This is a genomic window from Pseudomonas sp. 1176_21 (assembly GCF_052850635.1).
This window is the reverse complement of the sequence record NZ_VXCV01000001.1, coordinates 888,871-902,432: the sequence shown is the minus strand read 5'-3', so window position 1 is coordinate 902,432 and position 13,562 is coordinate 888,871. Positions and strand designations below refer to the sequence as shown.

Here is a 13,562-nt window from a genome sequence, read left to right as displayed (position 1 = left end):
GGCGTTCCTTGAAGGGGGGGGCAGGGCGGCGATTGTACCTTGTGGCACGTCAGGTGCCAGCCTTGGGTGAGCACTTCGCCGCCAAGGCCGGCTCCTGCTGAGGCAATGTCGAGCCTTGCAGAAGCCGGCCGCCGGCGAGGTGCAGGCTGCGGTCAGACCCGGAACTGCCTCAGCAACTGCCCCAGCTGTTCGCTCAACTGGTTCAATGCGGCCCCGGCACTGCTCGACTGGTGCGCCGCCACGGCCGTCTGACGCGACAGCTCGGCCGTCTGGGTGACGTTGTGGTTGATCTCTTCCACCACATGCGACTGCTGCAGCGTGGCACTGGCAATCGAGGCATTCAGCGCGCTGAGGTTGTGCAGTGCCTGGCTGATGGCATCCAGGCTGGCACCGGCCTCGCTGGCCTGTTCGACCGTCTCGCGCGAGGCCAGGCTGCTGGCATCGATCGCCTTGACCGCAGCCTCGGACTGGCCCTGAAGGTGCTCGATCATCTGCTGGATCTCGGCCGTCGACTGCTGGGTGCGTTGCGCCAGCAGGCGCACTTCGTCGGCCACCACGGCGAACCCGCGACCCTGTTCACCCGCCCGCGCGGCCTCGATGGCGGCGTTGAGTGCCAGCAGGTTGGTCTGCTCGGCAATCGAACGGATCACCTCCAGCACACTGCCGATACGCGTGCTCTGGCCCGCCAGGGCCTGGATCACCTGCACCGCCTGGTCGATGGTGCCCGACAGCTCGTCGATTTTCAGCAGGCTGCCATGAATGCTTTGCCGGCCCTGTTCGGCCCGCTGCTGGGCGTCCTGCATCTCGCTGGAGGCGTGCTCGGCGTTCCTGGCCACGTCCTGCACCGCATAACTGACCTCGTTGATTGCGGTGGCCACCTGTTCCATCTGCTGCGACTGCTGTTCGCTGCGCTGGTGCGCCTGGCCGGCGTTGCTGCCTACGTCCCCGGCCGAATGGCCCAGGGCCTGGGCGGCGCCCTGCAACTGGGTCACCACCTGCTGCAGCTTGGCGGTGAAGGTGTTGAAGTGCAGGCCCAGCTGGGTGACTTCATCCTGCCCATGGGTGTCGAGGCGACGGGTCAGGTCGCTTTCGCCGCTGGCGATGTTGCCCATGGCATCCACGGCTTCCTGCAAGGGGCGGGTGATACTGCGGGCGATCAGCATGACCACCAGTGCCATTATCAGCGCGATGACCACCCCCAGCAGCGATGCGTCGCGAAGCTGGCGCACGAACTCGGCGTGCATGTCGTCGATGTACACGCCAGAGCCGATCACCCAGCCCCAGGGTTTGAACAGCTGGATGTACGAGGTTTTTTCCACCGGCTCGCTGGCACCGGGCTTGGGCCAGCGGTAGTCGATGCTGCCGGCGCCCTGGGCCTTGGCCAACGCGACCATTTCGTTGAACAGCGCATAGCCGTCCGGGTCGCGAATGCCGGAGAGGTCCTGGCCTTCGAGCTTGAGGTTCATGGGGTGCATGATCATCTTCGGGCCCAGGTCGTTGATCCAGAAGTAGTCGTCCTGGTCATAACGCAACCCGCGCACCGCACTCAGCGCCTGTTGCTGGGCGGCCTCGCGGGTAAGGGTACCGCTGGCTTCCAGCCCCTGGTAATAGGCCAGTACGCCGGCTGCGGTTTCGACCACGTGCCGGGTCTTTTCGGCCTTTGCCTGGTACAGGTCACCGTGGATCTGACGCAGCATCAGCAGCCCCAGGGTCACCAGCATCAGCACCGCCACCACCAGGATGAGCCACAGCCGACGGCTGATCGACATACTGCGTAAAGTCTTCATGAAGGTCACCCTATGTTCTTGTTATTGTCCGCATCCAACCACGCTTTACCGAAACAACCTACTCGACCAAGGGCTAAGTGATTGATTAGTAGAGCGCTGTCGCGTCGAGCGGCAGCGTTTGCACGAGCGCTCTGTTAGGATTTCGGCCTTCACGGGGCAGTTCTGAAGGCCGGGGTAGCATTTCCTTCGGTTTTGCGACGGAGTGTCGCCGTAATATGCCCGGTTTCGGGCAATCAAATAACGAATGATGAGACCTGCCAGCGGCAATGTCTTACGGGGGAATGATGGATTTTTGGACCGCCATGCAGGCTGTGATTCTCGGCATCGTCGAGGGTCTGACGGAATTTTTGCCCATTTCGAGTACCGGTCACCAGATCGTGGTCGCCGACCTGATCGACTTTGGCGGCGAACGCGCGATGGCGTTCAACATCATCATCCAGCTGGGCGCGATCCTGGCGGTGGTGTGGGAATTTCGCCGCAAGATCCTGGACGTGGTGGTGGGCCTGCCCCGCCAGGCCCGGGCCCAGCGCTTTACCCTCAACCTGCTGATCGCCTTCATGCCCGCCGTGGTGCTGGGCGTGCTGTTCGCCGACCTGATCCATGAGTACCTGTTCAACCCGATCACGGTGGCGGTGGCCCTGGTGGTGGGCGGGGTGATCATGCTGTGGGCCGAGCGCCGCCAGCACGTGGTGCGTGCCGAGGAGGTCGATGACATGCGCTGGACCGATGCGCTGAAGATCGGCTGCGCGCAGTGCCTGGCAATGATTCCGGGGACTTCGCGGTCGGGCTCGACGATCATCGGCGGGCTGTTGTTCGGCCTGTCGCGCAAGGCCGCCACCGAGTTCTCGTTCTTTCTGGCGATGCCGACCATGGTCGGGGCGGCGGTGTTCTCGGGCTACAAGTACCGTGACCTGTTCCAGCCGGATGACTTCCCGGTGTTCGCCATCGGCTTCGTGGTGTCGTTCATCTTCGCGATGATTGCGGTGCGCGGCTTGCTCAAGTTCATCGCCAGCCACAGCTACGCGGTGTTTGCCTGGTACCGTATCGCATTTGGCCTGGTGATCCTGGCGACCTGGCAGTTCGGCTGGGTCGACTGGGCCGTGGCGCACGGCTGAGATGGCCCGCATCGAAACGCGCCCGCCCATGCGCCACCTGCGCCTCAAGTTGCTGGCATTCGTGGCCCTGTGCCTGCTGCCGGTGCTGGGCGCACTGAAGCTGGGTGTGGGCACAGGCAACTGGTTGTGGCTGGCGGCCTATGGGCTGGCGAGCCTTGGCTGTTTCGGGCTGTATGGCTACGACAAGCGTCAGGCGCGCGGCCAGGGGCAGCGTACCCCCGAGAAGGTGCTGCATGCCTGCGAACTGGCCGGTGGCTGGCCAGGGGCGCTGCTGGCGCAGCAGGTGTTCCGGCACAAGACACGCAAGTTGTCGTATCAGCTGGTGTTCTGGGTGATCGTGCTGGGGCATCAGGTGTTCTGGGCCGACTACCTGTTTCTTGCCGGGCGATTGTTCGGGTTCTAGAGCGCTTTCGCCGGCAAGGTCGGCGCCTTCAGGGCCGGCCTTGCCGGCGAAAGCCATCGGCCTCAGAGCAGCAACCCGACCTGTACGCGCTTGGGCAATCGCCGCACCACCAGTTGATGCGAGCGGCGCAGCAACTCTTCCAGTTCCCCACGCCCCATCGCATAAGGCTGCGCCACACTGATCCAGTGTGCCCGCGCCAGGTACGGCGCCGGTCGCACCCCGGGGCGGTCCACGTAGCCCAGGAACAGCTCGGTGTCGACCTTGAACGACAAGCCTGCACCCGCCAGGTCCATCACCGCGAACATCTTGTTGCCGGCCACCGAGAACACGCGCACGCCACCCCATTTGTAGTCTTCCTGCACACCGGGCAGGCCCAGGCAGAATGCCGCCACCTGTGCCTCGGTCATTTTTCGCTCAGACATAACGCTCTCCGCATTCCTCGAACGAGGCTACCAGGTGATCGATCCACGCCCTGACCGCCGGCAGCACGCCGCGCCGGTGCGGGTACACCGCCTGCAGGTAACCGCCCGGCAGTGACCAGCCCGGCAGCAGGCGTACCAGTTCGCCGCGCTGCAGTTCGGCCTCGCAGTGCATGATAGGCAGCGTGGTGAAGCCCAGGCCCGCCAGGGTGGCGGCCTTGCGCACCACGAAGTCGTCGATGGCCAGCCGCGCTTCCAGGGTCAGGTCCTGCTTGTGGCCCTGCTCGTCGAGCAGGCGCAGGTGCACCAGGCGGTCGGCCTCGACCGCGCCCAGTACCGGCACCCTGGCCAGGTCGGCAGGGGAGCTGACAGGGTGCCGGGCGGCAAACTCAGGTGCGGCCACCAGCAGCATCTGCGCCTGGCGCAGGCGGCGGGTGACCAGTGCCGGGTCTTCGTCGCCCAGGTCGCGCACACGCAGGGCCACGTCGATGCCCTCGGTGATCAGGTCGACCCGGCGGTTGAGCAGCACCATGTCCAGCTGTACCTGCGGGTACTGTTGCAAAAATGCGCTGATCACGCCGGGCAGGAACTCATGGGCCAGGCCCACCGGGCACGACACCCGCAAGCGCCCGCGCGGTTCGCTGGTCATGCTGGCCACCGCTTCGTCGGCCATCTCGGCCTCCAGCAGCATGGCCTGGCAATGGCGCAGGTAGCGCTCGCCCACGGCGGTGAGCTTGAGTTGCCGGGTGGTGCGCTGCAGCAGACGCGTGCCCAGGCGCTCCTCCAGTTCGGCAATGCGCCGCGACAGCCTGGATTTGGGCACACCGAGCAGACGCCCGGCCGCCGCGAAGCCGCCGGCCTCCACCACGCGGGCGAAATAGAACAGATCGTTGAGGTCTTGCATGCCGGTCATGGGCATTGTCCTGCCAGTGGGACGAAGAAGTGCGAATTTGCGATCTTATCAGCTATTGGCTATCCCGGTAGCATCCTCCCCATCGTGATCGCCAGCCGATCCTCATTCAGGAGAGCCCCATGAAACTGTTGCACATCGATTCCAGCATCCTCGGCGACAACTCCGCTTCTCGCCAGCTCAGTCAGCGTGTAGTCGCCGCCTGGCAAGCGGCAGAACCTTCGGCGCAGGTGGTCTACCGGGACCTGGCCGCCGATGCCATCAGCCATTTCTCGGCCGCGACCCTGGTTGCCGCCGGCACGCCTGACGAGCTGCGCGATGCGGCGCAGCAACATGAAGCCAGGCTCAGCAGTGAAACCCTGCAGGAGTTTCTGGCGGCCGATGCGGTGGTGATCGCGGCGCCCATGTACAACTTCACCGTGCCGACCCAGCTCAAGGCCTGGATCGACCGCATTGCCGTCGCCGGCCAGACCTTCCGCTACACCGAAGCCGGGCCTGAAGGCCTGTGCGGCAACAAGAAGGTGATCGTGGTGTCGACCTCCGGCGGCCTGCACGTCGGCCAGCCGACCGGTGTGGCCCACGAGGAATTCCTCAAGGTGTTCCTGGGCTTTATCGGCATCACCGACGTCGAGTTCGTGCGCGCCCATGGCCTGGCCTACGGCGACGAGCACCGCAGCAATGCCATGCAGGCCGCCCAGGCGCAGATCGACAGCGAGCTGTTCGCGGCTGCCTGAGCCCCTGTCGAAAAGCCGACTTGCGGTCACCCCGCAAGTCGGCTTTTTCATGCACCTTTCATCCAGCCCGGCCTGGCCCGCTCTATGCTTGCCAGTACCGGTCACAGGTGCGGGCCGGGCAGGGTGAGCAACGATGCGGTGGGTTCGAACATTTTTGATGCTGGTGCTGTGGGGCTGCTGCCTGCTGGTGCAGGCCGAGCCCGCGCAGCACTGGAGTGTCGGCCTGCATCGCATGGCTGTGACCGACCCGGTGGACGGCCAGCCGATGCAGGCGCTGGCGTTCTACCCATCCAGCGACATCGCCCGGTGGCATCAGGTCGACGGCTATCGGGTCCACGTGGCCGAAGAAGGCGCGGTGGTAATGGGCCGCTTCCCGTTGCTGATGTTGTCCCATGGCAACACCGGCACGCCACTGGCGCTGCATGACCTGGCCAGCGCCCTGGCACGCCGGGGCTTCGTGGTGGTGGCGGTGGTGCACCCGGGAGACAACGCCAGCGATCACAGCCGGCTTGGCACCCTGAGCAACCTCTATGGCCGGCCCCTGCAGATCAGTGCCGCCTTGACCGCGACCCTTGCCGATCCGTTGCTTGCACCTTACGTCAGCGACGGGCAGGTGGGCATGATCGGTTACTCGGCCGGTGGCGAGACGGCGTTGATCCTGTCCGGTGCCCGACCAGACCTGCAACGCCTGCGCCGCTACTGCCAGCAGAACCCGCTGGACGCCGATGCCTGCAAGGCCCACGGGGTGCTGGTGGCAGACCGTGACGACCTGCTGCCCCATGCCGACCCCAGGGTGCGTTCATTGCTGCTGATGGCGCCGTTGAGCCTGATGTTCGGACGCCACGCGCTGGCCGATGTGAAGGTGCCCGCGCTGATCTACAGCGGCGACCGCGACCAGTTGCTGGCCATCGACAAGAATGCCCAGGCACTGGCGCGCAAACTGCCGATCACCCCCAACTACCGCCTGCTGGCGGGTGCCGGGCACTTCGTGTTCATGGCCCCGTGCGACGCATCCCAACTGCAGCACATGGCCACGCTGTGCACCGATGCCGAAGGGGTGGACCGCGCCGGCATACACCTGTCGTTGCAGGCCGAAGCCACGCGCTTCTTCACCCGCACCCTGGGGGGCGCCGAGCGTGTCGGCCTGAGTGCGGTCGATCACTGAGCCGTGGCGCGGCGCAACAGCACCAGTGTCAGGCCCACGCCGGCCAGTGACAGCAGCGCCGCCACACAGAAGATCGAGGCGTAGCCCAGGTGCGCAGCGATGGCGCCCATCACCGGGCCGGCAATCGCCAGGGCCAGGTCGAAGAACACTGCGTAGGCCCCCAGCCCGGCGCCGCGGCTGGAACTGGGCACCTGCTTGATCGCCTCGACCCCCAGTGCCGGGTACACCAGTGACAGGCCGAAGCCGCTCAGCCCCGCGCCGACCAACGCCAGCAGCGGTGACGGCGCCAGCCACAACAATGCCAGCCCCAGGGCCTCGACGCCCATGCAGGCAATTGCCACGCGGTAGCCGCCCCACTGGTTGACCGCGTTCACGAACAGCAGCCGCGACAGGATGAAGCACACGCCGAAGGCGCTCAGGCACAGGGCGGCGCCGCTCCAGCCGCGTTCTATATAGAAGAGCGTGACGAAGGTGGTCAGCGTGCCATAGCCGATGGAGGCCAGGGTAAGGCCCACGCCGCACGGTGCCACCCGTGCGAAGGCGGCCCAGAACGGCAGGCGCACGCCACGCACCACCGGCACCGAGGGCTTGTTGCGTATCACCAGTAGCGCCGCTGCTGCCAGCGCGGTCAGGCTCAGGCCCAGGGTGGCGAAGTTCAGTTCGCTGGCCAAGATCACCCCCAGCGGTGCTCCGATGGCGATGGCGCCATAGGAGGCGATACCGTTCCAGGAAATCACCCGCGCGGTGTGTTCGGCGCCCACCTGGCCGATGCCCCAGCTCAGGGTGCCCACGCCAATCAGGCCCTGCGCGATGCCCAGGGCCACCCGTGCAGCCAGCAGCACTGCCAGGCTCATCACTGGCAGGTGCACGGCCAGTGCCGATGCCCAGGTCAGCACGCCGCTCAGCGCGATGCCCAGCAGCCCGTAGATGATCGCGCGCTTGGTCCCCAGGCTGTCGGCCAGGCGTCCGGCCATGGGGCGGCTGAGCAGGGTGGACAGGTATTGCAGGCCGATGGTGATGCCGGCGATGACCGCGCTGAACCCCAGGGTGTCATGCACATGGCTGGGCAGCACCGCGATCGGCAGGCCGATGCAGAGGAAGGCGATGAAGGTGTAGAAGACGATCGACAGTATCTGTCGGGTAACCGACTCGTTACTGAGTGCAGCAGAAGGGGGCGGGGCAGACATGGGGCTCGTTCGCAGGCAAGCGGTTGGAGGCGACCATGATGGCGGGAGCGGGCAGGAAAAGAAAGCAGGCTAACGAACAAGCTGTGGCCAGCAAGGCTGGCCCCTACCCGGGTCGCGAAAACCACGCACCCTGCAGGAGCCGGCCTTGCCGACGAAGCTTGTGTACGACGTTTAGATCAACACACCCTGGCTGCGCAGGTAGTCGTCATAGGTACCGCTGAAGTCGATCACGCCGCTGGGGCTCAGCTCGATGATGCGGGTGGCCAGCGAGGACACGAACTCGCGGTCGTGGCTGACGAACAGCAGCGTGCCCGGGTAGTTTTCCAGCGCCAGGTTGAGCGCCTCGATCGATTCCATGTCCAGGTGGTTGGTCGGTTCGTCCATCACCAGTACGTTGGGCTTTTGCAGAATCAGCTTGCCGAACAGCATGCGGCCTTGCTCGCCACCGGAGATCACCTTCACCGACTTGAGGATCTCGTCGTTGGAGAACAGCATGCGACCCAGAGTGCCGCGGATGATCTGCTCGCCCTGCGTCCACTGGCCCATCCAGTCGAACAGGCTCAGGTCCTCTTCGAAATCGTGGGCGTGGTCCTGGGCGTAGTAGCCCACTTCGGCGCTTTCGGTCCATTTCACCTCGCCGGCATCCGGGGTCAGCTCGCCGACCAGGGTGCGCAGCAGGGTGGTCTTGCCGATACCGTTGGGGCCGATGATCGCCACGCGCTCGCCGGCTTCGACGGTGAAGCTGAAGTTCTTGAACAGGGTCTTGCCGTCGAAGCCCTTGGACATTTTCTCGATGGTCACGGCCTGGCGGTGCAGCTTCTTGGTCTGCTCGAAGCGGATGAACGGGCTGACGCGGCTCGATGGCTTGACCTCGGCCAGCTGGATCTTGTCGATCTGCTTGGCGCGCGAGGTGGCCTGCTTGGCCTTGGAGGCGTTGGCCGAGAAGCGGCTGACGAAGGTCTGCAGCTCGGCGATCTGGGCCTTCTTCTTGGCGTTGTCCGACAGCAGTTGCTCGCGCGACTGGGTGGCGGCGGTCATGTACTCGTCGTAGTTGCCCGGGAACAGACGCAGCTCGCCGTAGTCCAGGTCAGCCATGTGGGTGCACACGCTGTTGAGGAAGTGACGGTCGTGGGAAATGATGATCATGGTGCTGTTACGCGCCGTGAGGATGCTTTCCAGCCAGCGGATGGTGTTGATGTCCAGGTGGTTGGTCGGCTCGTCGAGCAGCAGCACTTCAGGGTCGGAGAACAGTGCCTGGGCCAGCAGCACACGCAGTTTCCAGCCTGGGGCGACTTCGGTCATGGGGCCGAAATGCTGTTCGAGGGGGATACCCAGGCCCAGCAGCAGTTCACCGGCGCGGGATTCGGCGGTGTAGCCGTCCATCTCGGCGAATTCGGTTTCCAGCTCGGCGACGGCCATGCCGTCGTCTTCGGTCATTTCCGGCAGCGAGTAGATGCGATCGCGCTCGGCCTTGACCCGCCACAGTTCCTCGTGGCCCATGATCACGGTGTCGATCACGGTGAATTCTTCGTAGGCGAACTGGTCCTGGCGCAGCTTGCCCAGGCGCACGTTCGGCTCGAGCATCACCTGGCCGGCCGACGGCTCCAGGTCGCCGCCGAGGATTTTCATGAAGGTCGACTTGCCACAGCCGTTGGCGCCGATCAGGCCGTAGCGGTTGCCATTGTTGAACTTGACCGAGACGTTCTCGAACAAGGGCTTGGCGCCAAACTGCATGGTGATGTTAGCGGTGGAGATCAAAGGGCTTACCTATCAATAACTTATGAGGCGTCTTCGCAGCTGCGGACCAATTTCGGACCAATCTTGAGCTTTTCGAGCTCCTGCCAATCATTGGCCGAATTGATCCAACGTGCATACGTCGATAAGAGCATCTGCACGCTGTGCCCGAGCTGTTGGGCGATAAATGCGGGGTTGAGACCAGACATTAAGCATATTGTCGCATACGTGTGACGGCAGTTATATGGCCTCCTGTAGCGGATACCCAGCTCTTTAAGTACTGGTCGCCACTGATGGTGCAGGTCAGACGTCTGTTTTACGTACTCGCCGTTCTTCGACGGCGGGAATATATAGGGCGTTTCCGTGACACGGCCCTTGCCTGTTTTGCGCCGCTCGGCGTACTGCCGTGCAAACTCCAAGGCATGCAGCGCCCGTTCATTCAACAACACGAAGCGGTCACCGCCGACCTTCAGGCGCTCGACCACTTCGCCCAGGGCGACAGTGCGCTTGATGTGCGCAACCTTCTTGTTCAGGTCCACGGCATCCCAGCGCAGGGCCAGCGCCTCGGACAGGCGCACTCCAGTGAAAAAAACGAACTCGAAGAACGCCGCATAGATAGAGCTGGGCCAAAAGGTACCGGCGTACATCCGATCGAGAATGGTGTTGGCCTCGTCCAGCGTGAAGGGGTCAACCTCCTTTTTGCTCCGCTTCGGCAGCTGGATGGGATCGGCCGGGTTCTTCTGGGTCAGGCCATCCTCGACGGCCGACCGCATGATGGTCGACAGCTTCACCAGTGCGTTGCGCTTCACTGCTGGGCTGGTCCACTGGGTGCCGGCGACGATCTGCCGCAGGCGGGTGGTGGTGATCAGGTCGACCCTGATCAAGGCAAGGTGCGGCACCCAGTACAGGTTCAACGCGCTTTTGTACCCGTTGCGAGTCCCTTTCACGATCTCCCGGCTATCCAGCCAAAGCTGGGCATACTCGCCAAAGCTTGGAATCCCGCCGACGGCATTGGCAGAGCTGGGAAACAGCTCTGCATATTTGTCCTGGTCCAGCAGGCCGAGCTTGATCAGGCCAGCTACCTGATCGCGAAGCTTGGATGCAGCTTTGATGCCTTGCGATGTCGGGGGATAGGGAAGCGTCTCGCTGCGTCGGGTTCCTTCGAACATGAACCGGAGACGAAGCGATCCGTAGTGGACGTCGATTCCTGGGGGTAAATCCATTGGCTTTCGAGCCATGCGTCGTACCTTCTCTTGCTGTAGATAATTCGGCCGTGGTGTTTCATCCAGACGCTTTCGGGGAATATCCCGCGTCGGCGTCGACCTTCCAGGGCGCGTTGCGTACAGCCCAGCAGCTCGGCCATGCGTTTTTCGGTGACCTTGTCGACGTCACCTTCAGATTGCGTAGACAACAGGGGCTCCTTGCCGCCACCTGGGCGGCAGTAGGCGAGGGCTGAAGTGCTTACTCCATCCCCTTGCAAAGGCGGCAGTCGATAGTTGGGGGCTCGTCCATGCCACTGGTCTCTAAGCCAGTGCCATCGCAGACGCCACATAGATCCGGACGTTCGAGAAACTCCACGGATGACTCCCATGGCTCGCCCTGCCATGTGTTGGTTCGGGGTGAGCTCGGATAGGCATACGTTTGTTTGCCAGTCATGCAGTTTTTGACGCGCAGTTGGTGGCCATCGCTGCTGTAACTGAGCACGCGTGCGTTGAACGCCCCACGGGAGTGATGGATCTTTACCAGGCAACCTTTGGGATAGACTTCCTGGGTGAACTTGAGTTGGGCGTCTGTTGTCAGCTTTGCGGCAAGATCCAGCTCCAGCATTTTGGTTCTCTGGTGAGGGTTCATACTGTCGACTCCAATTGAGAGACGCTGAGCCCCACTGCAACCGGCCGCACCCAGATCGGCATGCTGCTGAGCATGAAGGTTTCGCCCTGGGCGGCGAGGAGCAGGGTGGTGCCCATCACGTGTGCTATCGCCTCGGCCGCGGCTGGTGGAACTGCATTGCCAATCCGTTCACGCCACGCTTGATCGCTGAGGCCGTCCAGCTCGAACTGCTCCTCTGGCTCAACGAGGCTTTGAATGGCTGCCAACTCAAGCGTGGTGAACGGTCTGTGCCAGGTGCCGTCGAGACTGGTGATGATGCAGGTCAGGCGATCATTGGCGGCAGGAACCCGTGGGTCGGCCACGCTCCAGCGGCCGATGTCCTGCCGGGCACTCGCCGACACAGCGCCGGCCTGGCCGTTCCAGTCGACCACCCCGTAATGCCCGCCATGCAGGTAGGCGTCACCTTTGACTCGGCGCATACCTGGTCGTGGGTCTTGCACCGCGAACGCGCCTTGTCCCGTCGTGCTGCCGGCAATCACCGTGCCTGCAGCGTTGTCATAGGGTGTCACCAGGTACTTGCCGAATCCGCCGCCAGCGCGCCGAGGGTCGGCCACGCTGAACGTGCCTTGTCCGGGCGACTTCACCCCGATCACCGCACCACTGGTGTCGCCCCAGCGGCGCACGCCGTATTGCTGGTACTGCAGGGCGCCGGCTTTCGAGCGCGGGTCTGCGATAGAGAACGCGCCGTTGGTGGGGCTGGACCGGCCGGCGACCGTGCCTATCGATCGATCCCACTGGTTCACGCCCAGATAGCCCGAGTACGCCTCCGGCACGATGATGAGGTCGCGCAGGTAGCCGTCCTCTATCTCCAGGTCATTGAGGCTGCGCCAGTCCTTGCCGGCCTCTACCAGGGCAAGGCGCACCCACGTCTTCCACTGCAGGGCAGGCACTCGATGCATGGGCCCTGCGGCTTCGACGTCGCCGGCCAGCGGCATGCGCCTGAGTATGTCGCCCACGGCTCGCAAGTTCTTGTGCTCAGGCTCGTACAGGAAGGGCGGCACCTTCTCGACGTGGCGGGCGACCAGCAGGAAGCGCTTGCGGCTCTGTGCCAGCCCGCCGATCACGCCGCAATCGTGGGTGGTCTCGGCTACGGCATAGCCAAAGCTGGAGAGGAGGCTGTTGATCTGGTCGAGCAGGTGCCGGCCGCGTGATGCCAGGCGTGGCACGTTCTCGAACACCAGCAGCGGTACCGGGTCACTTGCCCATGCTTCACCGAAGAGCCAAATGCAGCGCAGCGTCAACTCGTTGAGCGCCTGGTACTTGGGGGTAAGGCTCATTTTCTCCGACAGCAGGCCGCTGGCCCCCTTGCACGGCGAGCTGATGAACACGGCGTCGGGTCGCTGGCCACCTGCAGCACGGCGGATGTCTTCCGGCGTGGCTTCTCGCCAGCCTGGTGGCGGCTCTTTTCCGTGGAAGCGGGTGTACTGGTCGCGGGTGAAGAGATCGAGCAGCGTGCCCTTCACGCCGCTCAGTCGCTCAAAGTCGGCCAACCCGGCCGGGTCCACGTCGACGCCGCCGATGCACTGCCACTCGGCCTGCAGGTTGCCCACGATGGGCTTGGACTTGTTGAAGCCCTTGGCGCCGCCGCCCAAGCCGCAGCACATATGGAAGTGCTTCAGTACGTGTTTACGCATGAGTGCATTCCTTTACGGTGGCAGCGATGGCCGGTGCTTTCCTGAGCTCTGAATGAACACGACTGGCCAAGCCCAGTATCCCCTGACACTCGTCGTAGGCCCGCTTGCACCACGGCTCGGCACCCTGCAGTTTTTGCCATGTGTTGCGCGCGAGTCGCAGCGTCTCTGCAGCGTTTTTCAGGTGCTCGTAATCGGCTCTTGATACTGCCAGTCCGGTGTACGACATGATCCGTGCTTCAAGCTCTGCAATCAGAGCCAGACGCTGCTCTGAGAGCCGCGCGTGGGTGCGCTGTTCGTCCAGCCTCTCCTTGGCGAGGGCGTCGGCGTCGGCATTGAGTGCCGCGATCCGAATGGCATGGTCTGCCTCGTGCTGGGCCAGCCCTGCGGCGAAGCCGCTTTCTGTCGCTCGCCGTCTGACCACGCAGACCAGGTATGGCAGGGCCGCAAGTGTGAGTATCAAGAGGGCGCTCAGGGCCACGACAATGTGCTGTGATGTTTGCATGTGCTGTGCTCCAAAGAATTTTCGCCGCTGGCATGAGCCGGTGAGAGTGCGGCAGGTGGTAACGCCCCTGTCGGTCGGGGCC

General features: G+C 64.0%; 13 protein-coding genes. 4 read left to right on the top strand and 9 right to left on the bottom strand.

The window, feature by feature from the left end; translation table 11 throughout:
- Positions 1 to 152: 152 nt before the first annotated feature.
- Positions 153 to 1,787, bottom strand: a complete 1,635-nt coding sequence (locus tag FW760_RS04295) for a methyl-accepting chemotaxis protein (RefSeq protein WP_043861500.1) — start codon at positions 1,785 to 1,787, stop codon at positions 153 to 155.
- 284 nt (positions 1,788 to 2,071) lie between these two features.
- On the opposite strand from FW760_RS04295, the gene FW760_RS04290 reads away from it, so the two are divergent.
- Together FW760_RS04290 and FW760_RS04285 are read left to right on the top strand one after the other, a co-directional pair.
- Entirely contained in the window at positions 2,072 to 2,902 is an 831-nt protein-coding gene (locus FW760_RS04290; RefSeq protein WP_054914658.1) for an undecaprenyl-diphosphate phosphatase, read from the top strand.
- 1 nt (position 2,903) lies between these two features.
- On the top strand, positions 2,904 to 3,305 hold the full coding sequence (locus tag FW760_RS04285) for a DUF1294 domain-containing protein (RefSeq protein ID WP_054914559.1): 402 nt from the start codon (positions 2,904 to 2,906) through the stop codon (positions 3,303 to 3,305).
- Positions 3,306 to 3,367: 62 nt separating this feature from the next.
- Here the strand turns inward: FW760_RS04285 and FW760_RS04280 are convergent, their stop codons facing one another.
- Together FW760_RS04280 and FW760_RS04275 are read right to left on the bottom strand one after the other, a co-directional pair.
- Complete coding sequence (locus tag FW760_RS04280; protein WP_043861467.1) at positions 3,368 to 3,727, bottom strand: MmcQ/YjbR family DNA-binding protein; 360 nt, start codon at positions 3,725 to 3,727, stop codon at positions 3,368 to 3,370.
- The gene (locus tag FW760_RS04275; protein WP_043861502.1) at positions 3,720 to 4,628 is read right to left on the bottom strand and encodes a LysR substrate-binding domain-containing protein; all 909 of its coding nucleotides are present in this window, start codon (positions 4,626 to 4,628) and stop codon (positions 3,720 to 3,722) included. Before FW760_RS04275 ends, FW760_RS04280 begins: the two co-directional genes overlap by 8 nt.
- A 128-nt stretch (positions 4,629 to 4,756) precedes the next feature.
- Between FW760_RS04275 and FW760_RS04270 the strand changes: the two genes are divergently transcribed.
- Entirely contained in the window at positions 4,757 to 5,368 is a 612-nt protein-coding gene (locus FW760_RS04270; protein ID WP_054914558.1) for an FMN-dependent NADH-azoreductase, read from the top strand.
- A gap of 133 nt (positions 5,369 to 5,501) precedes the next feature.
- Positions 5,502 to 6,533: an alpha/beta hydrolase family protein gene (locus FW760_RS04265; RefSeq protein ID WP_446443641.1), complete on the top strand. Its 1,032-nt coding sequence runs from the start codon at positions 5,502 to 5,504 to the stop codon at positions 6,531 to 6,533.
- On the opposite strand, the gene FW760_RS04260 is transcribed toward FW760_RS04265, so the two are convergent.
- The 6 genes from FW760_RS04260 to FW760_RS04235 all read right to left on the bottom strand — a co-directional run bounded on the left by FW760_RS04260 (position 6,527) and on the right by FW760_RS04235 (position 13,480).
- On the bottom strand, positions 6,527 to 7,720 hold the full coding sequence (locus FW760_RS04260; protein WP_275726720.1) for an MFS transporter: 1,194 nt from the start codon (positions 7,718 to 7,720) through the stop codon (positions 6,527 to 6,529). The genes FW760_RS04265 and FW760_RS04260 overlap by 7 nt on opposite strands.
- 171 nt (positions 7,721 to 7,891) lie before the next feature.
- Positions 7,892 to 9,478, bottom strand: coding sequence for an ABC-F family ATPase (locus tag FW760_RS04255; protein WP_043861471.1), 1,587 nt, complete (start codon positions 9,476 to 9,478; stop codon positions 7,892 to 7,894).
- 20 nt (positions 9,479 to 9,498) lie between these two features.
- Entirely contained in the window at positions 9,499 to 10,692 is a 1,194-nt protein-coding gene (locus tag FW760_RS04250; protein ID WP_446443640.1) for a tyrosine-type recombinase/integrase, read from the bottom strand.
- 223 nt (positions 10,693 to 10,915) lie between these two features.
- Positions 10,916 to 11,281, bottom strand: coding sequence for a hypothetical protein (locus FW760_RS04245; protein WP_446443639.1), 366 nt, complete (start codon positions 11,279 to 11,281; stop codon positions 10,916 to 10,918).
- Between the two features lie 20 nt (positions 11,282 to 11,301).
- On the bottom strand, positions 11,302 to 12,978 hold the full coding sequence (locus FW760_RS04240) for a DNA cytosine methyltransferase (protein ID WP_446443638.1): 1,677 nt from the start codon (positions 12,976 to 12,978) through the stop codon (positions 11,302 to 11,304).
- The gene (locus tag FW760_RS04235; protein ID WP_446443637.1) at positions 12,971 to 13,480 is read right to left on the bottom strand and encodes a hypothetical protein; all 510 of its coding nucleotides are present in this window, start codon (positions 13,478 to 13,480) and stop codon (positions 12,971 to 12,973) included. Before FW760_RS04235 ends, FW760_RS04240 begins: the two co-directional genes overlap by 8 nt.
- Positions 13,481 to 13,562 lie beyond the last annotated feature (82 nt).